The sequence below is a fragment of the Sphingomonas sp. 67-41 genome (assembly GCF_001899725.1).
In the GTDB taxonomy this organism is placed as follows: Bacteria; Pseudomonadota; Alphaproteobacteria; order Sphingomonadales; family Sphingomonadaceae; genus Sphingomonas; species Sphingomonas leidyi.
Genome location: NZ_MKWJ01000023.1, coordinates 59,382 through 80,464 on the forward strand (window position 1 = coordinate 59,382; position 21,083 = coordinate 80,464).

The window sequence follows — 21,083 nt, forward strand, 5'->3', positions numbered from 1 at the left end:
GAACTTGAGACAGAAATCTCGAGCAATCTCCCACGGACGAATCCGTTCGATATTTCATGACAATATATCGGGGGTGTCTCGTGAGCTACCTTGTTACTGCGGGTCCGCCAACACCTAATGGCGACCTTCATCTCGGCCATCTTTCCGGCCCCTATCTCGCAGGTGATATTCTGACGCGCTATTTGCGAATGATCGGCGAACGCGCGACTTACATCTCCGCCGGTGACGATCATCAAAGCTATGTCGCGCGAATGGCCAAGCAGGAGGGGCGCGATCCTGCAACCGTAGCCGCGGAGAATGGCGCGCGAATTCGCGAGTCGTTGGCGAGCGCCGGCATCTCGCTCGATCTGTTCGCCTCTCCGGCGCAATCGCCGCGCTATTCGGGATTCATCGAGCGCTTCTTCCGCACCCTGCTCGACCGCGACGCGCTGGAGGAGCGGACCACCGATCAGCCCTTCTGCATCACCTGCGACCGTTTCGCGTTCGAAGCGCATCTGCGTGGCCGTTGCTCCCATTGCGATGCCGAGAGCGACGGGGGGATCTGCGAGGCCTGCGGCAAACCGAATGCAGGCGCGGATCTGATCGATCCCGCCTGCGTCACTTGCGGCGGCACGCCCGAACGCCGCCCGCTACGCCAGCTCTGGTTTCCGCTCGAGCGCTATCGCAGCGCCGCCGAGTTTACGTTCGCCTGCGCCTGGCTGAACCCGCGGGCCCGCGCCCTGGTGGCCGAATTGCTGGCGCAGCCGCTGCCCGACGTGCCGGCCACCCAGCCTGCCGAATGGGGCATCGCGGTTCCCGCGAGCGGCTATGACGATCAGCGCATCTCCGCCTGGTTCGAGCTCGGCCCGCACTATCTGGCGCTTACCGACCTCCTGCCCGAGGCGAGGGGCAACCCCGGCGGCTGGCAGACGCCGTGGACGGGATTCGACAATGTCGTCCAATGCTTCGGATTCGACTCGATCTATTTCCACGTCGTGCTGTTCCCGGCCATCTTCCAGGCTTTCGATCCCCGGCTCCGCCCGCCGATCGGGTTCATCACCAACGAATTCTTCCGCCTCGACGGAAGCAAATTCTCCACCAGCCGCGGCCACGCCCTTTGGGCCGGCGCGTTCCTGCGCGAGCATGATGCCGATGCGTTGCGCTTCCATCTCGCGCGGGTCGCGCCCGAGATCGAGCAGACCAACTTCACGCTCGACGAGTTCGAGGCCACGCGGCGCGACGAGCTGATCGGCATCTGGGACGACTGGCTCAAGGACCTTGCGAAGCGCTGCGAGGCGGCGGGCGGGATGGTGCCGCTCGCGCCGGCGCCGCGCAGTGCGCCGCTCGCCCTCGCCCGCCTCGCCAGCCTGTTTGGCGACCTTTCGCACTGCTACTCGGTCCAGGGCTTCTCGCCCAGTCGCGCCGCACATCTGCTGAGCGAGATCGTGCGCGTCGCGCGCCGCTTCCGCGCCGAGCATGCGGTGTTCGACGGAAAGCCTGCCTCGGCGCTCGAGGCGGCCGGCGCACTGGCAGTCGAGCTGGCCTTTGCCAGGGGCCTGGCGCTCGCCGCCGCGCCCATCCTGCCCGGCTTCGCCGATCGCTTGTGGCGCGACCTTGGCGAGCGCGGCGCGGTGGCGGAGGCACGCTGGGAGCTGCTGCCGGCGATGCCGACGGCGGGCACCGCGATCTCGCTCTCGACCACGGGCTATTTCGAGCCCGCGCGGCCCGGCAGCGAGCCGGCCCCTCCCGAACCGACTTCCGAAGCGGAAACGACACCGCCCGCGGACGACATCGAAACCGCTCCGTCCGAGGCCGAAGGCGAACCGATCGACGCGAACGCCGAGGCCAGGGCCGAAGCGCCTTCCCCTGCGGAGCGCACCGAACCCGCACCGCGTGCCAATCGGAGGAGGGCTCGATGACGATGACGGCGGAACGGATCTATATCGACGAGGAGCGCGCTTCCTTCGCGCAAGAGCGGCTATGGTTGCTGCAGCAGCTCGATCCCTCCGACAGCGGCTATAACCTCGTCATTCCCATCCCGCTGCCGCCCGGCACCGATGCCACGCTGCTCACCGCGGCCATGGCCGACATGATCGAGCGTCACGACAGCCTGCGCACGCTGTTCGAGGACCGCGACGGCGTGCCATGGCAATGCGTGCTGGCACCCTATACGCCGGCGGTGACGGCCCATGACTTCGCGGAGCTCCCCTCGGAGGCACGCGAGGAGGCGCTGACCGGATTGATTGCCGGTGAGATCGCGACTCCCTTCGATCTTGCGGCAGCGCCGCCGCTGCGCTGCCACCACGCGGATCTCGGCGAGGCCGGGACGCTGGCGGTGATCGCGCTCCACCACATCATCGCCGATGGCTGGTCGATGCACCTGTTCGCACGGGACCTCGCCGAATTCTGCGCCGCGCACGTCGCCGGACGCGCGCCCGTGCTGCCGCCGCTCGACTATCAATATGTCCATTTCTCCACCTGGCAGCGCGACCAGGTCGAGCGTGGCGCCTATGCCGAACAGCTCGACCATTGGGTACGCACGCTTTCGGAAGCGCCGCCGGTGCTCGACCTGCCCCTCGATCGGCCGCGCACGCCGCAGCCCGAAGCGCGCGGCGGCACCTGGGTGGTCCATTTCCCCAACGCACTGCGCAACGGCCTCAACCAGCTCGCACGGGCGGAGAATGCCACGCTCTACATGGTGCTGATGGCAGGCTATCAGGCCTTGCTGTCGCGGCTGGGCGGGCAACACGACATCATCGTCGCCTCGCCGGTCGGCAGCCGGCCAAGGGCCGAGTTCGACGACATCTTCGGCTGTTTCCTCAACAATGTGCTCGTGCGGGGCCGGCCTGCCCGCACGCAGAGCTTCCGCGAATTCCTTGCCGCGACGCGCGTGGCGGTGCTCGACGCCTTCGCGCACCAGGACGTGCCGCTCGAAGTGGTGATCGAGGCAGTCAAGCCGCAGCGCAGCCGCACCCATACCCCGCTGTTCCAGACCATGCTGGTGCTGCAGAACGCCCCGCGCACGATGGCGGAGGCAACGCCGGAGAGCGAGCCCGTCGACGGCCCCGGCCTGTCGCTCAACGCCAAGTTCGAGCTTTCGGTCGCACTATGGGAGAGCGCCTCCGGCATCACCGCCGCGTTCGAATATCGCAGCGACCTGTTCGACGAAGCCACCATCGCGGCGATGGCCAGTGCCTATCGCGCGCTGCTGGCCGATGCCGTCGCCCGCCCGGATGCGCGACTGGGCAGTCTCGCGCTGCTCGATGCGTCGGCGCAGCGGACGATGCTGCACGACTGGAACGCCGTGCAGCTCGACTATCCCGACACGGCGACGATCCACGGCCTGTTCGAGGAACAGGCGGCGCGCGATCCCGACGCGGTCGCGGTGATCTTCGAGGACCTGACTCTCAGCTACGCCGCGCTCAATCGCGCCGCCAATCGCATCGCCCACCAGTTGATCGCACTGGGTGCGGGGCCGGAGACTTGCGTGCCGGTGGTCTGCGAGCAGAGCATCGAGATGATCGTCGCGCTGATGGGCGTGCTCAAGACCGGCGCCGCCTATGTGCCGATCGACCCGACATTGCCGCAGAAGCGCATCGAATATCTGATCGACAGCGTGGCACCCAAGGCAGTGCTGACGCTCGAGCGCTTCGCGGAGCTGGCCGGCGATCCGGGAGCCCCTGTGATCGCGATCGACGGGGCGCATGCCGCGGCCGGAGCCGATATCGGCAACCCCGAAGTCGCGGTCTCCGCCCGCACGCTCGCCTATGTGATCTTCACTTCGGGCACCACCGGCCTGCCCAAGGGCGTGGAGGTCGAGCATCGCAGCGTCATCCACCATCTCTGGGGCATGCGCGAGCAATATGCGGTGACCTCGGCCGACCGTTTCCTTCAGAAGCACCCGTTCAACTTCGACGTGTCGGTCTGGGAATTCTTCCTCCCGCTGGCAACCGGCGGCAGCACGGTGATGGTGCGCCCGGGCGGCCAGCGCGACCTCGACTATATGATCGACCGGATCGTCGCCGAGGGCGTCACCATCGTGTGCTTCCTCCCCTCGGCGCTCACGGTATTGCTCGAGCATCCCCGCATCGCGCTGCTCGACGCTTCGGTCCGCTGGATGCTGTGCGGCGCGGAGACCATGGCGCGCGACGTGCCGTCGCGCTTCTTCGAGCGGCTCCATGCCAGGCTGCACAATCTCTACGGCCCGACCGAGACGACCGTCCACAACAGCTGGTATGAATGCCTGGCCGGCGAACAGCCCGCGGTGATCCCGATCGGGCGACCGATGCCCGGCGTGCGCCTGTACGTCCTCGATCCCGACCTGCAACCCGTGCCGGTCGGCGTACCGGGGGAGATCCATATCGGCGGCGCCAGCGTCGCGCGCGGCTATCGCAACAGCCCGGAGATCAGCGAGGCCCGGTTCGTCGCCGACCCCTTCACCGACGGGCCTGATGCCCGGATGTATCGCACCGGCGACATCGGCCGCTTTCGCGCCGACGGCAATATCGAGTTCATCGGACGGCGCGACCGGCAGTTCAAGATCCGCGGCTTCCGCATCGAGCTGGGCGAGATCGCGCATGCGCTGCGCCAGCACGAGCAGGTCCGCGAAGCGCTGGTGATCGTCCGCGAGGACATGCCGGGCGATCTGCGCATCGTCGCCTATGTCGTCGCGAGCGAAGCCGGCCTGGGGGAGGCCGCGCTGCTCGATCATGCGGCGCAGCACCTCCCGCGGCACATGGTGCCGAGCGCGATCGTGATGATGGACAGCTTGCCGCTCACCGCGAACGACAAGGTGGACATGCGCGTGCTGCCGGCGCCCGGCCGGTATCAGCGCGATGCGGGCCGGGCGCCCGAGGGCCCGATCGAGACCGGGCTGGCGGCGATCTGGAACTCGCTGCTCGGCTCCGCGGTGGAAGGCGTCGAGGACGATTTCTTCGACCTTGGCGGCCATTCCCTGCTCGCCGCGCGGCTCGTCGCCCATGTCCGCGCGCGCCTGGGCCGGGTGCTGCCGGTGCGCGCGGTGTTCGAGACGCCGAAGCTGGGTGCGATGGCGGAAGCCGTCGCCGCGGCGCCGATCGCGGAAGACGATCTCAGTGCGATGCTGCGCCGGCCGCGGCGATCCCTTTGACCGAATCCAGTACGGGGCTCTGCCAGATGTACAACGAAACCGGATTGAAATCCGCCGAAGTCCTCGAAACCGTCGCCGAGCCGGCGGTCACTGCCATCGACCTTGCCTGTATCGGCTTCGGCCCCGGCGGAATAAGCCTCGCCGCCGCCTATAGCGATTGGCGCGACGTCCAGCCGCAGGGCGCCTCGGTACCCAGCCTGCGGTTCATCGAGCGGCGCCCCGGCCCTGCCTGGCAGCCCGGGCTGCTGATCCGCGGCGCCGACCTCAACCATCACTTCCTCCGCGACTTCGCCACGCCGCGCGACCCGCGCAGCCGCTTCACCTTCGCCTGCTATCTCAAGGAAACCGGCCGATTGTTCCAGTTCGGCCATCTCGGCGGGCGCGTGAGCCGGGTCGAATGGAACGACTATGTCGTCTGGACCGCCCGCCATTTCGATCCGCTGGTCCGCTACGGGCTGGCGGTGCGATCGATCGCCCCCGCGGCCATGCGCAACGGCGCGCCGAACCTGATCGAGCTCGAACTGGATGACGGCAGCCGGATGGCGGCGCGCAACCTGGTGGTGAGCACCGGCCAGTTCCCGCGCGTGCCCGAGCCGTTCCGCCCGCATCTGGGTCCCCGCATGTTCCACAGCGCGGGGTTTCTCGACCGGATCTCCGCCTTCGATCGCGCGGCGCCGCTCAAGATCTGCGTGCTGGGCTCGGGCCAGAGCGCGGGCGAGACGCTGCTCTGGCTCTACGACCATTTCCCCAACGCGCAGCTCACCTCGGTGCATCGCGGCCTGCCGTTCCGCCTCGTTGATATCGGCCATTTCAGCAACGAGGTCTTCTTTCCCGACCAGGTGCCCTATTTCCATGCCCTCTCCCCCGAGAAGCGGCGCATGGCCGCACAGGAATATCACCTGACCAACTTCTCGGCGGTGGACATCGACATCAGCCAGGGCCTCTACTGGCGGATGTACGAGGACCGCGTGCTCGGCACGACGCGCGCCGAAGTCATCGCCCGCCACGCCGCCAGCGAGATCGAACCCGTCGGCGAGGGATTCCGGATCCGCTTCGTCGACGGACTCAGCGGTGCCGAACGGATGGTGGACGCCGATATCGTGGTGCTCTGCACCGGCTATCACGAACCCGCCTTCCCGCCGCTGCTCGAGCCGCTGCGCGAATGGATCGTCACCGATTCCAGCGGAGGGCCCGAAGTCGCGCTCGACTATCGCGTCCGGACCGCGTCCGGCTTCGGCCCGGCGCTGTACCTGAACGGCGTCACCGAGCGCACCCACGGCGCCAGCGACGCCTCGTCGCTCAGCATGACCGCGCTGAAGGCCCAGACGATCCTCGAATCCTTCCTGACCAACCGGAACCGCTGAACGGAGCCGCGCGCATGTCCACCTGGCTGTTTACCTATGGCTCGAGCACCGATCCGGATCATTTCGCGGAGGATTTCGGCAAGCCCGAGGCCTTTGCCGCCGCGCGCGTGGCGGACTATCGGCTGGCCTTCGTCAACTATCGCGAGGCGTTCGGCGGCGGCACTTCGGCGATCGTGCCGGCGCCCGGCGCGGAGGCGATCGGCGTCGCCTATCGCATCACGCCCGAACAGCATGCGAAGCTCGCACAGGCCGATCCCGACTATGCGCTGCAGCCGATCCAGGCGCGGATCGGCGGGGAGACCGTCGAGGCGGAAGTGCTGCTGCCGCGCACGATCCATGGCTTCGCCTCGCCCACCGATGCCTATATGGCGCGCATCCGCTACGGCCTGACCGGCTTCTACCCGGTCGCGCAGGTCGACGCCGTGATCCGCGCCGCGCTGGACCGGCGCTGGCTGTTCGACGGGCTTCCCGCGCAATGGGCGGCCGATGCCCAGCCGCGCATGGAATATGGCACGCTGTTCCGGCGTCTGCTGCCGTGGAAGGGCGGGGTCCGCACGCCCTGGGGCGGCGCCGTCGCCACCATCGCGCCGGGCACGGCCAGCGAATTGTTCCCCCATGACGAGGAAGAGCTCGCCTTCGTGCTGTCGGGCAGCGGCAGCCTGCGGCTCAATGCGCACGAGCGCGCGATCGGCCAGGGCGACCTCATCTATTTCGAACCCGAATGCGAGCACGTCGTGACCAACGACCAGCCCGGGGAGCCGCTGGTCGTGCTGTTCCTCTGGTGGGGCGGTGCCGATGGCGTCGCGTGGGCGGGACACAAGATCTGACGCGATCCTTCGCGTTTCTGGCGGGAGCGGAGCAATGACGGACCTGAAGACGGCAACTCTAAACCGGCGCGGTTTCCTGGGCGCCCTGGGCTCGACCGTGGCGGCCGCCGGCACGGCATCCGCCCGTGCGGCGATCGCCGCGCAGGACACCGAATTCGACTATATCGTCATCGGCATGGGGTCGGCCGGCTGCGTCGTCGCCAACCAGCTGAGCGCAAAGGCGGGCCTTCGCGTGCTCGCGCTGGAAGCCGGCCCGACCGACTATACCCCGATCATCCAGAACCCCGACAATTACTACAAGGCCAAGGGCTCCCCGATCTACGACTGGAACTATCAGACGATCCCCCAGCCGCACATCGACGGCCGCATCATCCCCGCGCCGCGCGGCAGGGCCTATGGCGGATGCAGCTCGATCAACGCGATGATCTATATCCGCGGCAACCGGGCCGACTATGACAATTGGGCCTATCAGGGAAACAGGGGCTGGGCATATGAGGACGTGCTGCCGCTGTTCATCGCGGCGGAGGGCAATCGCAACATCCGCGGGCCGCTGACCGGCAACAAGGGGCCCCTCACCGTCCAGAACTATCCGCACAAGAGCCTGCCGGGCACGGCCTTCGTGCAGGCGGCGGTGCAGATGGGCTTCAAGGGGCCGGACTGGAACTTCAACGGCGCGATCCAGCAGGACGGCGCGGGCTTCTATCAGTTCACCATCCGCACCGAGCTGCGCGACGGCAAGCCAAGGCTGGAACGGTGCAGCCTGGCCAAGGCCTATCTCCATCCCGCGATGGGGCGCACCAACCTCACCGTCCGGCACGATGCGCCGGTCAAGCGGCTGATCGTCGAGGGCGGCCGCGCGGTGGGTGTGGAATATGTGCTCGACGGCCAGACGCTGCAGGCGCGCGCAAGCCGCGAGATCGTCCTGTGCGCCGGCGCGGTCACCTCTCCCGCGATCCTGATGCGTTCGGGGATCGGCCCGGCCGACGCGTTGCGCGCGCTCGGCATCCCCGTCGTCCTGGACCTGCCGGGCGTCGGCGAGAATCTGCAGGACCATCCGGTGCTGCCGGTCGCCTATCACGCCCTTCCCGCCTTGCCGCCGCTCTGGGCCAGCGGCGTCCAGGCCGGGCTGTTCGTCAAGACGCAGAGCCACGCGCCCTCGGCCGCGCCCGACCTCCAGTTCCATTTCTGGCAGGGCGACGACGACGACGCCAATTCCTTCTCCTTCTCGCCAACCGTCGTCCGGCCGTCGAGCCGCGGCCGGATCCGGCTCAAGTCGGCCGACTATACCGTCGCGCCCCTGATCGACCCGAACTACATGCAGACCCAGGCCGATATCGACGTGATGATCAAGGGCATGGAGCTGTCGCGCGAACTGGTGCGCCAGCGGGCGTTCAGGGGCATTGCGGGCGCGCCGCTGCACGACTTCGGATCGGCGAGAACGCCCAGGGAAATGGCCGACTATGTCCGCAAGAACGTGCGGACGATCTATCACCTCGCCAGCACCTGCAAGATGGGGCTCGGCGCCGATGCCGTGGTCGATCCGGAGCTCAAGGTCTACGGCATCGCCGGCCTGCGCGTCGCCGATGCCTCGATCATGCCCGAGGTCGTCAGCGGCAACACCAACGCCGCATGCGCGATGATCGGCCAGCGTGCCGCCGACATGATCCTCGGCAGGGGCAAGCGCCCGTGAGCCGGCGCGCCCGCGCCGACGCCGCGACTGGCGGGACCGCATCCTTCGCCCGGCTGGAATCGGAAGTGCGCGTCTATTGCCGCGACTTCCCCGCGGTATTCGCGCGGGCGCGGGGCGCCGAGCTCTTCGACGAGGAGGATCGGCGCTATCTCGACCTGCTGGCCGGCGCGGGGGTGCTCAACTATGGGCACAATCCGCCCGAGATCGTCGCGGCTGTCAGCGGCTATCTGGCCGATGGCGGGATCGTCCATGCGCTCGATCTGCACACGGTGGCGAAGCGCCGGTTCCTGGACGCGTTCGAACGCCATATCCTCGCGCCGCGAAACCTGGACTACAAGATCCAGTTCACCGGCCCGACCGGCACCAACGCCATCGAAGCGGCACTCAAGATCGCGCGGCGGGTCACCGGCCGCCACGCCGTGATCGCCTTCACCAACGGCTATCACGGCGTATCGCTCGGCGCGTTGGCGACGACGGGGAATGCCGCCAAGCGGCGCGCCGCCGGCATTCCCCTCGGCGGCGTCGACCGGCTGCCCTTCGACGGGTATTTCGGCGGCGAGATCGATACGGCCGCCTATCTCGCGCACATGCTCGCCGATCCCGGCAGCGGGATCGATCCTCCCGCGGCGATCCTGCTGGAAGTCGTCCAGGCAGAAGGCGGCATCAACGTCGCGTCGGACGCCTGGCTGCGCTCCATAGCCGAGATCGCCCGCGCCCATGACGCCCTGCTGATCGTGGACGACATCCAGGCGGGCTGCGGGCGTACCGGAAGCTTCTTCAGCTTCGAGAAATCCGGGATCCGGCCCGACATCGTCTGCCTGTCCAAGGCGATCGGCGGCATGGGACTGCCGATGTCGCTGGTGCTGATGGCGCCGGAACATGATTGCTGGCGGCCCGGCGAGCATAACGGCACCTTCCGTGGTCACAATCTCGCCTTCGTCGCCGCAACCGCCGCCATCGAGAACCATTGGTGCGACGAGCGGCTGGAACGGCGCATTGCGGCAAGCGCTGCGCAGCTCGATGCGCGGCTGCGCGCGTTGCCGGGCCATGGCAGGCCGGGCGGCTTCGAGCTGCGCGGCCGAGGCATGATCCGCGGCCTGGCCTGGCGCGACCCGCATGTCGCCGGACGAGTCTCGGCTGCCGCCTATGCGCGTGGCCTGATCGTCGAGACCTGCGGCCCGCACAGCGAAGTGCTGAAGCTGTTGCCGCCGCTCACGATCACCGCGGCGGAGATCGACGAAGCAGCCGATCTGCTGGGCGAGGCGATCGCCGAGGTCGTCCCCGCTCCCGCCACTGCGCTCGAGACGGCCTGACCGGCAATGCGCGGGCCCAGCCTTCTCGTGGTGGGGGCTGGCATCAACGGCCTGTGGACCGCGTGGCGCTTCCTTCGCGCCGGTTGGGACGTGACGCTGGCGGATGCCGGACCCTTGCCCAATCCGGCGGCGGCCTCCTGGGACCAGCACCGGCTGATCCATCCGCTGGGCGCGGAATCCGAAGCCGACGTCCATGCCATCGAACGGGCGCTGGGCGGCTGGGCGGAGCTCTGGTCGCGGCTCGGCCACAGCCATTACCGCCAGACCGGGGGCCTGCTCGGCAACCGCATGGAAGCGCGCTCGATCTTCCTGGGCGCCGCCGGCTGGCCCTGCCAGCGCGTGGGCAGCGCCAGCCTGGCGGCCCTGGTGCCGGGGCTGCGCCGCCACCCGGAGGGCGGCGGATTATGGACACCCCGCGCCGGCGTGCTGCTCGCCGATCGCATCGTCACCGACATGGTCCGCCTGATCGAGGGGCTCGGCTGCCGCCTCCTGCCCTATCGGCCCATCCTGGAGGAGGAGATCCGCGAGGGGCGCTTCCGCCTCGGCCCTGGCGAGGCGTTCGCGCCCGACCTGACCATCGTCGCGGCGGGTGCCGGAACCGGCGAGGTGATGCGGATGCTGGCGCCGCGCCTCACCGGTGTCGACCAGACGATGTTCTATTTCTCCGCCCCGCGCGCCTGGGAGCGCGCGCCCCTTCTCGTCGATTTCGGTCCGCATGACGACCTGTGGGCCGCGCCGCCGGTGGCCGGCACGATGCTCAAGCTCGCCGCCAGCGATCTTGCCGTCCCGGGGGGCCCGTTCGACAGCGACGCGCTGTCCGAGCGGATCGCCGAGACGTTCCGCACGATCGAATGGCGGTTCGTGCGCCAGGCGCGTTGCCGCTATGCCCGCACGGCCGACGGCGCCCGCATCCTGGAACCCGTAAGGGGCACCGACCAGCGGGTCTGGGTCGTAGCGGGCTGCAACGGTAGTGGCTTCAAGCTGGCGCCGCTGGTGGCGGAGTTGGTCTGGCAGCATGCCCGCGGCCAAGTGGAGGCTCTCGCATGACGGCGCCGGAGCCGGAATGGGCGGCCCTGCTCTCCCGATTGCCGGAGCCCGGGCCGGGGCGCACCACCATCGGCCTCGCGGTCGATACCGGTCCGCACGGCGCCGACCTGCTCCGGGCGGCGACAGTGTTGGCCGACGACTTTCCGGAGCTCGGCTATCTGTGGCTAGACGACGGAGCGAGCGCCGAGGGCGGCGCAGCAGCCGCACGGGCAATGGACGCGCGCGGCGTGCGGCTGGTCGTCGGGCACTTCAACAGCGCATCCGCGCTCGCCGCGGCGCCCCTCTATGCCCGGGCCGGCGCGGTGCTGCTGGCGCCCGGCGCGACGCATCCCGCATTGACCGGGACGATGCCGCATTGCTTCCGGCTATGCGCCCATGATCTGCGCCAGGCCAGGCTGTTCGCCGAGGAACTGGTCGTCACCGGGGAACGCCCGGTGCTGGTCACGCAGCGCATCGCCCATGGCAAGAGCCTTGGCGATGCGATCGAGGATCTGCTGCGCGCGGCCGGATGCACGCCCCTGCGCATCGATGCCGATCGCCCCGCGGAGATACCCCCGCTCCCGCCCGGGCCGGTGGCGGTGATCGGGCGCCATGCATTCGCGGCCGCGCTGTTGCCACGGCTGGCATCGCACCCGCGCGTGCTGCTGAGCGACGATTGCCGCACGCCGCATCTCCTCGACGCGATCCGTCCCGGCAGTTCGGACCTGCGAGTGGCGGCGCTGGGCGGCGCCGCCGACCCGGCGCCGAACGGCGGCGCCTATGCGCTGACCAGCCGCGCGGCCCTCGAGATATTGGCGGGAGCGGTGGAAATCGCGGGCCCCGGCCCGGCGGCCGTGGCCGAAGTGCTGCGCATTCGGCGTTGGCCCACCTGCCTCGGCACCATCGAGTTCGACGCGATGGGCGAACCCCTGGGTATCGACTGGCACTGGCTGCGGATCGCGCCTGCCTTTGCGGTGGAGGCGAACTGATGCGGACAACCCCGACGCCATCCGGCACCGTCACCCTCTGGCTGGTGCCGCGCGAAGGAGAACATCGCGATCCGGGGGCCGAGTTCGCGGAACTCGATGCCGCCGCGCGCGCGCGACTGGAGGAAATCCGCGCGCCCGAAGCGCGCGACACCCAGTTGCTCAGCCGCGCATGGCTGGCACGCCTGCTGCGCGCGCAATTCGGGCCGGCGAGCGCACGCTGGAGCGTCGGCATCGACTGCAACGGCCGAGCGACCCTGCGCGACGCGCCGCGGGAAATCACGATCGCATTCGCCCATGGACGCGACACCATCGCCCTCGCGATCGGCCATGATTGCGGCGGCGGCCTGGGCATCGATCTCGAGGATCGGCTCGGCGGCGACGACCCCCTGCTCGCGCCGGTGATGCTCTCGCCGGCCGAACTCGCCCAATATCATTGCCTGGGCACCGGAGAACGCCGACGACGCTATCTGCTGGCGCGCTGGGTGGCGAAGGAAGCCTATGCCAAGGCGCTGGGCAGAGGGTTGGCGCTGGGGTTCGACGCGATCGACACCATCGAGGTCGCGCCGGGGCATTTCGGCATCCGCGACCCCTATGCGCCGGACGACGCCGCCTGGCAGGTCAGGCTGATCGAACCCGACGACGGCACTGCCGTTGCCGTGGCATTGGCGCCGTCTGGCAACCGACCGGTCGCGATCGATCTCCACGATCCGGACGGGTTCAGAGGGTCCGTCACCACCGGAGAGGCAGAATACGCGGCGGAACCAAGTTTCGACTAGAACCCCAGCTCGCGCTCCCCGCCGCGCGCCCCACGGAATGCCAGTTGCGAAACGCCCCGCCCGTGCCGGACGGGCCTCGGGGCGACAAATCAGAGGAAGTCGGAACCGCGCGGCAGGGCGAGGACGAAGACGGCACCTTCGCCGGGTTCGGAGGGTTCGAGCGTCAGCGTGCCGCCATGCGCGTCGACGATGGTCTGCGAGATGGCGAGGCCGAGGCCGGTGCCCGCCGGCTTGGTGCTCACCATCGGCTCGAACAGATGCTCGCGGACGCGTGGAGGCACGCCGGGGCCGGTATCCGCCACACGGATGCGGACCCGGGGGCCTTCGGTCCAGCTCGAGATCGCGATCCGCCGGGCCGGGCTGTCCCCCATCGCCTGGGCCGCGTTGAGCAGGAGATTGGAGAGCACCATCTCGATCTGGATGCGATCCCCCAGCACGCAGGTCGATCCCGGCGCGAAGCTGCGCACCATGTCGACATCGTCCAGGCACGACAGGCGCGGGCGCACGGCGTCGAGCATTTCGATCAGGCATTCCGGCCGCGCGTCGATCCGGCCGGTCTTCACGAAGCTGCGCATGCGCAGCACGATGTCCGAGGCGCGCGCGGTCTGGGCCGCGGCATCCTCGATGAAGCCGAGCAGTTGCTCCAGCCCCTGGATCCGCTCGCGCAGTACCGCGGCGCAGCCCAGCATATAGTTGCTCGCGGCAGTCAGCGGCTGGCTCAGCTCATGCGCCATCGCCGCCGCCATCGCGCTCATCGCCGTCAGCCGCGCGCGCGCCGCGGGATCCCCCGGCGCACCGGGATCGCGCGGCGAATCATTCGCCGCAAACCGCACCGAATCGAGCGCCTCGCGCAATGCATATGCGTCGGCGCCGGCGCTGCGCCTGGCCATCGATGCCCCGTCGAACCCCATTTACTTCTCCGTTCTTCCGATTTCCTGCCCATGGAAACCAGTATTCGCGGATTCATTAGGACGAGTTGCGCCAGACTGCTTTGCATTTCACGCCAACCACTTGGCAGTTCACGTCACCCTGCATAAGAATTGGAACGTCCCGGATGCACGCCGGGCATGGGGAGGGTCCGGCATGACTTCGGGGCGTGCGGCCATGTTGATGGACTATGTCCCGGTCGCCCTGGAAGTTGGCCTCGATCCCTATCGCATTCTTGCCGACATCGGCGTCAGCCCGTCGCAGCTCCGCAACCCCGAGGAACGGCTTCCCCGCGGCGTGATCGCCTCGATCCTCGAGCGCTCGGCCATGGAAGCGAACTGCCCGCACTTCGCAATGCTGATCGCCGAGCGGCGCGACCTATCCTCGCTCGGCCCGTTGAGCCTCGTCCTCCAGCAGCAGGAGACGCTGGACGACGCCGTCCGCACGCTGATCCGCTACCAGCATCTGCTGAGCGACCTGCTCACCTTCAGCCTCGAGATCGAGGGCGACGCTGCGCTGGTGCGGACCCAGATCGTCAGCAACATCGATTTCGCGCCGCGCCAGGCCCATGAAGCGGTGGCCGCGATGCTCTCGCGCGTCTTCATCGAGATCGGGGGCAGCGCATGGAAGCCGGAATGCCTGCATTTCATGCATGCCGCTCCCCGCTCGCTGGACGTGCACCACCGGGTGCTCGGCTGCCCGGTGCGCTTCGGCAGCGACGCGAACGGCGTCGTCTATGGCCGCGAGACGCTGCGTGCCCGCAACCCGGGCTATCGCTCGAACCTTGCCGCCTATGCGAACCGCTATTTCGAGACGCAGCTGCCCGCAGCCCCCCCGCTCACCGAAGTGGAGCGGACGCGCCGGGCGCTCTTCATCCTGCTCGCGTCCGGCAACGCCTCCATCGAGAAGGTCGCGCGCCACATCGGCGTCTCGCCGCGCACGCTCCAGCGCAGGCTGGAGGCCGAAGGTGCCGGCTTCAGCGCGGTGCTGAACGGAATACGCCGCGAGCTGGTGGTCCGCCACCTGCTCAACAACGTCCAGCCGCTCGCCACGATCGGCGAGATGCTGGGCTATGCCTCGCCCGCCGCGTTCACGCGCTGGTTTACCTCCGAGTTCGGCATGTCGCCCAGCGCGTGGCGCCGTTCGGCGAGCGAGGATGCCCTGGCCGCCCCGGCCCCGGCCCCGGCGGAGGACAGGGACCCGGACCCGGCCGGGGCGCAGGCGATCGAGGTGCCGACGCCATGATGCGGCGGAATCGCGATTGCGCGCCATTCTCCGGTTGGGGAGCGAGCCGGGATCCCGCGGCGCCACGGCCGGACGCGTCGCAGGCCGCGCCCCTCCCCTTGCGACTCCTCGCCCCGCCTGCGATGTTCGCACGATGCACGACCTCGACACGTTCATCGCCGGACTACCCAAGGCGGAACTTCACCTGCACATCGAAGGCAGCCTGGAGCCCGAGCAGATGTTCGCCTTTGCCCGGCGCAACGGCGTCGCCATTCCCTTCGCTTCGGTGGAGGAAGTGCGGGCCGCCTATGCATTCTCGAACCTCCAGGATTTCCTCGACATCTATTATGCCGGTGCCGACGTGCTGCGCACCGAGGAGGATTTCCACGACCTCGCCCTCGCCTATTTCGAGCGGGTGGCGCAGGACGGGGTCGTCCATGCCGAGATCTTCTTCGATCCGCAGACGCACACCCATCGGGGCATTCCGTTCGGCGTGGTCGCCAACGGGCTGCTCGCCGGCATGGAGGCGGCCGAGGCGCGGCTCGGCATCACGTCCAAGCTGATCCTCTGCTTCCTGCGCCACCTGGACGAGGAGGATGCCTTCAAGACGCTGACCCAGGCCCAGCCCTGGCTCGACCGGATCGCCGGCGTCGGCCTGGATTCGTCGGAGCTCGGCCATCCCCCTGCCAAGTTCGAGCGCGTCTTCGCCGCCGCCGCCGCGATGGGGCTCAAGCGCGTCGCCCATGCCGGCGAGGAAGGGCCGCCCGAATATGTCGCCGAGGCACTCGACCTGCTGGCGATCGACCGGCTCGACCATGGCAATCGCAGCCTCGAGGATCCGGCCCTGGTCGCGCGCCTGGCCCGCTCCTCGATGACGCTCACCGTCTGCCCGCTTTCCAACGTCAAGCTGTGCAACGTCGCCTCGGTCGACGCGCATCCGATCGACCGGATGCTGCAACTGGGCCTGCGCGCCACGGTCAATTCGGACGATCCCGCCTATTTCGGCGGCTATGTCGCCGACAATTACCGGGCGATCGCGCAGGGCCGCGATCTCAGCCGCCGCGACCTGGTGACGCTGGCGCGGAACAGTTTCCTGGGTTCCTTTCTTTCCGACGACGAAGTCGCCGCGCACCTCGCCCGGGTCGACGCCTATGCGGAGGAACACGCTTGAGCATCGTCTTCACCCATTTCACGCATGAGGAGATGGTGGCGGGCGTCCACGCCATCGCCGCCGCCGCGGAAACCTGGAACCCGACGCTGCTGGTCGGCGTCGGCCGCGGCGGGCTGACGCCGGCGGTGTTCCTGTCGCACCGGATGGGCCTGCCGCTCGTTTCGATCGACCATTCGACCAGGATCGCCCAGTTCGGCGAGGAACTGGTCTCGGTGCTCGCGCGGCGGACGCGCGACGGCGATCGGCTGCTGTTCGTCGAGGACATCAACGACAGCGGCAAGACGATCGGCGAGATCCGCAACGCGCTTGCCGGCGAAGGCGCGATCGCCAGCCGCATCCGCTTCGCCGTGCTGCTCGACAATCTCCGCTCCTCGCAGCAGGTCGATTATCGCTCCCGCCGCATCGATCGCTCGGTCGACAAGGACTGGTTCGTCTTCCCCTGGGAAGCCATGGCGCCTCGCGACACGCTCGCCGAGGATGCGATGGAAGTTCCCGAACGCCTGGCGTGATCTGGCATGGGTTGTTCAGCCTCCGTCAATCGCGGATATGCCACGCTCCACCGTGGACACATCCCTGCCGGCGCGCGTTCGTTCCGTCATAGCAGTGCCCAGACTTTAACTTCGGAGGAACCATGTTGAGAACTCCCAAGCGCCCTCGGTTCGCAGCGCTTGCTCTCATCCTCGCCGGCAGCATCTCGCTGTCCGCCTGTATGACCGCGACCCCCTATCAGCCTGCCACCGGCAACGGCACCGCTGTCCGCAACGGCTATTCGGACACGCAGATCGAAAGCAACCGCTTCCGCATCAGCTTCTCCGGCAACAGCCTCACCTCGCGCGAGACGGTCGAGCGCTACCTGCTCTACCGTGCCGCCGAGCTGACGCTCCAGCAGGGTTTCGATCACTTCATCCTGTCCGATCGCGACACCGAGAAGAAGACCGATATCGTGCGCGAGCCGGGTGCCTGGGGCCCCGGGCCCTGGGGCTATTGGAGCCCGTCCTGGCGCTTCTATCGCGGTCCGCGCTGGGGCTGGCGCAGCTGGGATCCGTTCTTCGACGATCCCTTCTGGCGCGACCGCGACTGGGACTATCGCACCGTCACCCAATATGAGGCGATGGCCGAAGTGGTGATGGGCAAGGGCCCCAAGCCCTCCGACAACCTGCGCGCCTTCGACGCGCACGAGGTGGTCAGCCGCCTGGGCCCGTCGATCCAGATGCCGGCCACGAAGTAAGAACGCACGAAAAGCCCCTCCCGCAACCGGGAGGGGTTGGGGGCGGGCCTGCTGTGTCTGCCCTTTTGTGTTTGGGGATATCGGGACATCCCCTCTCCCAGGTCGAGGCCTCATATTCCTTCAATCGTCATCCCCGCCTGCGCGGGGATGACGGCAAAGAATCAGATACTTGTTCGGGTTCTCAACCTGGCCCCTCCCGCAAGCGGGAGGGGACCGCAGGAGAAGTTATGCCACCTGGCCGTGGCAGTGCTTGTACTTGCGGCCCGAGCCGCAGGGGCACGGCGCGTTGCGGCTGACCAGCCCTTCCCACTGCGCCGGATCGGTGCCGAGTTCCTCGGCCGAAGGCTGGGGAATGCCCATCTGCGGCAAGCGGGTGGTGATCAGCCCGGCCGCGCCGCCGTCATAATCATAGGTATCGTCCTCGCCGGTCAGCGGATCGATATGGGTGGTCAGGAAGTCGGGAAGCTCGGGCAACTGCGGCGCAGGCTCCATCCGGAACTGGGCGAAGGCGAGCGTGCGAGTCACATCCTCGCGGATCTGGCCCAGCATGCGCTCGAACATCGCGAACGCCTCGTGCTTGTACTCGTTGATCGGCGTCTTCTGGGCATAGGCGCGCAGGTGCACGACCTGGCGCAGCGCGTCGAGCATCGCGAGATGCTCCTTCCAGTGATGATCCAGATTCTGCAGCAGGATCGACTTCTCGATCTGGCTCCAGGTCTCGGGCTCCAGATCGACGGCCTTGGCCTCAACGAGCTTGTCCGCGGCCTCGCGGATGCGCTCCTCGACCATCTCCGGCTCGATCTGCGCCTCGTCCCTGATCCACTGCTCGACCGGCGCATCGACGTTGAGGGTGCTCAGCACCTTCTCCTTCAGCTCCTCGACCTTCCACTGCTCGGGATAGGAGCCGTGCGGGCAATATTCGCCGACGATGGCGTTCACCGTCTCGGCGCGCATGTCGGTGACGACGTCGCCCACCGTCTCGGCGTCCATGATGTCCGCGCGCTGCTCGTAGATCACCTTGCGCTGGTCGTTCATCACGTCATCATATTCGACGACCTGCTTGCGGATGTCGTAGTTGCGCGCCTCCACCTTGCGCTGCGCGGTCTCGATCGCCTTGCTCAGCCACTTCGAGCCGATCGCCTCGCCATCGGCGATGTTGTTGCGCATCATCTTGGCGAACAGCGTGTTCGAGCCGAAGATGCGCAGCAGGTCGTCATCCAGCGACAGGTAGAAGCGGCTCAGGCCCGGATCGCCCTGGCGGCCCGAGCGGCCGCGCAGCTGGTTGTCGATGCGGCGGCTCTCATGCCGCTCGGTACCGAGGACGAACAGGCCGCCGGCTTCCTTCACCTTCTGCTTCTCCGCCGCGATCTCCGCGCGGATCTGCTCGATCGCGGCATCCTTGGCGGGGCCATCCTCCATCTCGGCCAGTTCGTCATGGGTGCGGAACTCGAGGTTGCCGCCCAGCTGGATGTCGGTGCCGCGGCCGGCCATGTTCGTGGCAATGGTCACCGCGCCCAGCCGGCCCGCCTGGGCCACGATATGCGCTTCATGCTCGTGCTGGCGCGCATTGAGCACGCTGTGCTCCACGCCTTCCTTGGTCAGGAACTCGGATAGCATCTCGCTCTTCTCGATCGAGACGGTGCCGACCAGCACCGGCTGGCCCTTGACGGCGTGTTCCTTGATCTTCCTGGCGATCGCCGCGAACTTCTCGTCGAGCGTCTTGTAGAACTCGTCCTCCTCGTCGACGCGCTGCACCGGCAGATTGGTCGGGATGGTGACGACGTTCATCTTGTAGATATCGAAGAATTCGGGTGCCTCGGTCGCCGCGGTGCCGGTCATGCCCGAGAGCTTGGGATACATGCGGAAATAGTTCTGGAAGGTGATCGAGGCGAGCGTCTGGTTCTCCGGCTCGATCTGGACGCCTTCCTTGGCCTCCACCGCCTGGTGCAGGCCGTCCGACCAGCGCCGGCCGTCCATCATGCGGCCGGTGAACTCGTCGATGATGACGACCTTGTCGTCCTTCACGATATAGTCGATGTCGCGCTTGAACATCACGTTCGCGCGCAGCGCCTGGTTCAGGTGGTGGACGACCTGGGTATTCTCGAAATCGTAGAGATTGGCGCCCTGGAGCAGCCCGGCGGCCTCGAGCATGCGCTCCACCTTCTCGGTGCCGTCCTCGGTCAGCACGATGGTGCGCTGCTTCTCGTCCTTCTCATAGTCCTCCGGCGCCAATTGCTTCACCACCGCGTCGACGCCCATATAGAGCTCGGACTTGTCGTCGGTGGGGCCGGAGATGATCAGCGGCGTGCGGGCCTCGTCGATCAGGATCGAGTCGACCTCGTCGACGATCGCGAAGTTGAACGGGCGCTGCGTCATCGAGACGCGCTCGTACTTCATGTTGTCGCGCAGATAGTCGAAGCCGAACTCGTTGTTCGTGCCATAGGTGATGTCCGAACCATAGGCCTCGCGGCGTTCATGATCGGAGAGATTGGGCACGATCACGCCGACGGTGAGGCCGAGGAACTTGTAGACCTGGCCCATCCACTCCGCATCGCGCTTGGCGAGATAGTCGTTGACGGTGACGACATGGACGCCGTCGCCCGGCAGCGCGTTGAGATAGGTCGCCAGCGTCGCGACCAGCGTCTTGCCCTCGCCGGTGCGCATCTCGGCGATCTCGCCGCGGTGGAGCACGATGCCGCCCACCATCTGCACGTCATAGTGGCGCTGGCCGAGCACGCGCTTGGCCGCCTCGCGCACCGTGGCGAAGGCCTCCGGAAGCAGCGCGTCGAGCTTCTCGCCATTCGCGAGCCGCTCGCGGAACTTCACCGTCTGGCTCGAAAGCTCCTCGTCGTTCATCGCCGAGATCGCCGGCTCGAAGCCGTTGATCTTGTTCACGATGCTGCCGAGCGACTTCACATAGCGATCGTTCGAGGAGCCGAAGAGGGTCTTGGCAAAACCGCCGAGCATGGATTTTCCAGTCTATGTCTAGGGTGGTCGGACGGGCGCGCCGCTGCGGCCGGCGCCCGCTTGGATGCGAAAACAGGAAGAACGGCCGCCGGGTTCAGCGGGCCGCGAGGAAGCTCATTCGAGCCGGCGCTCGAAGGGCAGGCGCAGGGCGGCGGGCGCGTTCCGCACGGCCGCGAGCGGAAGAACCCTTTCAGGCCGCAGCAGCGGCACGGGGAGCGCAGCCACGGCGCGACGGGCCGGAAGCACCGCCGCCTGCGCCGCCTGGGCAGCCTGGACCACCGCCACGCCCTGCATCTGCCGAAGTCCGCCGCGATCGGCCGAACCGGCACCGGTCAGGCTCGCGAGAAAGGCAGTGAGGAGAAGCAGCAGTTCCAAGAAACGAAGCTCGCAAATGTTCCGGCGCCCCAACATCATGGGGCGCGCTTTCGGCGACATAGTAATTCCGATCGCCTTCGTCCAATCGAAAGCGAGTAT

At 67.9% G+C, this 21,083-nt stretch carries 16 protein-coding genes; 13 read left to right on the forward strand and 3 right to left on the reverse strand.

The features are described from left to right. The first annotated feature begins 56 nt into the window (after positions 1-56). Genes BGP17_RS16895 through BGP17_RS16935 form a run of 9 tightly spaced genes read left to right on the forward strand, consistent with a single transcriptional unit; the run spans position 57 to position 13,092 of the window. Entirely contained in the window at positions 57-1,898 is a 1,842-nt protein-coding gene (locus BGP17_RS16895; RefSeq protein WP_286712829.1) for a methionine--tRNA ligase, read from the forward strand. Continuing rightward, a complete protein-coding gene (locus tag BGP17_RS16900; RefSeq protein WP_286712830.1) occupies positions 1,895-5,107 on the forward strand; it encodes a non-ribosomal peptide synthetase in 3,213 nt (1,070 codons plus the stop codon). Before BGP17_RS16895 ends, BGP17_RS16900 begins: the two co-directional genes overlap by 4 nt. Further along, entirely contained in the window at positions 5,104-6,471 is a 1,368-nt protein-coding gene (locus tag BGP17_RS16905) for a SidA/IucD/PvdA family monooxygenase (protein WP_286712831.1), read from the forward strand. The genes BGP17_RS16900 and BGP17_RS16905 overlap by 4 nt, the downstream gene beginning before the upstream one ends. 14 nt (positions 6,472-6,485) lie before the next feature. Next, positions 6,486-7,298 carry a cupin domain-containing protein gene (locus BGP17_RS16910; protein WP_286712832.1) on the forward strand — a complete coding sequence of 271 codons (813 nt, stop codon included), beginning with the start codon at positions 6,486-6,488 and terminating at the stop codon, positions 7,296-7,298. Positions 7,299-7,332: 34 nt separating this feature from the next. Next, on the forward strand, positions 7,333-8,988 hold the full coding sequence (locus BGP17_RS16915) for a GMC family oxidoreductase (RefSeq protein WP_286712833.1): 1,656 nt from the start codon (positions 7,333-7,335) through the stop codon (positions 8,986-8,988). Continuing rightward, positions 8,985-10,301: a diaminobutyrate--2-oxoglutarate transaminase gene (gene ectB / locus BGP17_RS16920; RefSeq protein WP_286712834.1), complete on the forward strand. Its 1,317-nt coding sequence runs from the start codon at positions 8,985-8,987 to the stop codon at positions 10,299-10,301. The genes BGP17_RS16915 and ectB overlap by 4 nt, the downstream gene beginning before the upstream one ends. Positions 10,302-10,331: 30 nt before the next feature. Beyond that, positions 10,332-11,348, forward strand: coding sequence for an NAD(P)/FAD-dependent oxidoreductase (locus BGP17_RS16925; RefSeq protein WP_286712835.1), 1,017 nt, complete (start codon positions 10,332-10,334; stop codon positions 11,346-11,348). Next, the gene (locus tag BGP17_RS16930; RefSeq protein WP_286712836.1) at positions 11,345-12,316 is read left to right on the forward strand and encodes an ABC transporter substrate-binding protein; all 972 of its coding nucleotides are present in this window, start codon (positions 11,345-11,347) and stop codon (positions 12,314-12,316) included. Before BGP17_RS16925 ends, BGP17_RS16930 begins: the two co-directional genes overlap by 4 nt. Then, positions 12,316-13,092: a 4'-phosphopantetheinyl transferase family protein gene (locus BGP17_RS16935; RefSeq protein ID WP_286712837.1), complete on the forward strand. Its 777-nt coding sequence runs from the start codon at positions 12,316-12,318 to the stop codon at positions 13,090-13,092. Before BGP17_RS16930 ends, BGP17_RS16935 begins: the two co-directional genes overlap by 1 nt. Before the next feature lie 89 nt (positions 13,093-13,181). On the opposite strand, the gene BGP17_RS16940 is transcribed toward BGP17_RS16935, so the two are convergent. Further along, complete coding sequence (locus BGP17_RS16940) at positions 13,182-14,003, reverse strand: sensor histidine kinase (protein WP_286712838.1); 822 nt, start codon at positions 14,001-14,003, stop codon at positions 13,182-13,184. A 172-nt stretch (positions 14,004-14,175) separates the two neighbouring features. On the opposite strand from BGP17_RS16940, the gene BGP17_RS16945 reads away from it, so the two are divergent. The 4 genes from BGP17_RS16945 (at position 14,176) to BGP17_RS16960 (ending at position 17,642) form a co-directional block, all read left to right on the forward strand. Continuing rightward, the gene (locus BGP17_RS16945) at positions 14,176-15,264 is read left to right on the forward strand and encodes an AraC family transcriptional regulator (RefSeq protein ID WP_167298440.1); all 1,089 of its coding nucleotides are present in this window, start codon (positions 14,176-14,178) and stop codon (positions 15,262-15,264) included. A gap of 133 nt (positions 15,265-15,397) precedes the next feature. Then, on the forward strand, positions 15,398-16,414 hold the full coding sequence (locus tag BGP17_RS16950) for an adenosine deaminase (protein WP_167298439.1): 1,017 nt from the start codon (positions 15,398-15,400) through the stop codon (positions 16,412-16,414). Continuing rightward, positions 16,411-16,923, forward strand: a complete 513-nt coding sequence (locus BGP17_RS16955) for a phosphoribosyltransferase (protein WP_353681881.1) — start codon at positions 16,411-16,413, stop codon at positions 16,921-16,923. The genes BGP17_RS16950 and BGP17_RS16955 overlap by 4 nt, the downstream gene beginning before the upstream one ends. Before the next feature lie 122 nt (positions 16,924-17,045). Then, on the forward strand, positions 17,046-17,642 hold the full coding sequence (locus BGP17_RS16960) for a CC0125/CC1285 family lipoprotein (RefSeq protein WP_167298438.1): 597 nt from the start codon (positions 17,046-17,048) through the stop codon (positions 17,640-17,642). A 225-nt stretch (positions 17,643-17,867) separates the two neighbouring features. Here BGP17_RS16960 and secA read toward each other — a convergent pair whose 3' ends face one another. Continuing rightward, positions 17,868-20,609, reverse strand: a complete 2,742-nt coding sequence (secA, locus tag BGP17_RS16965; RefSeq protein ID WP_167298437.1) for a preprotein translocase subunit SecA — start codon at positions 20,607-20,609, stop codon at positions 17,868-17,870. Between the two features lie 114 nt (positions 20,610-20,723). Then, the gene (locus BGP17_RS16970; RefSeq protein WP_167298436.1) at positions 20,724-20,984 is read right to left on the reverse strand and encodes a hypothetical protein; all 261 of its coding nucleotides are present in this window, start codon (positions 20,982-20,984) and stop codon (positions 20,724-20,726) included. Positions 20,985-21,083: the final 99 nt, after the last annotated feature.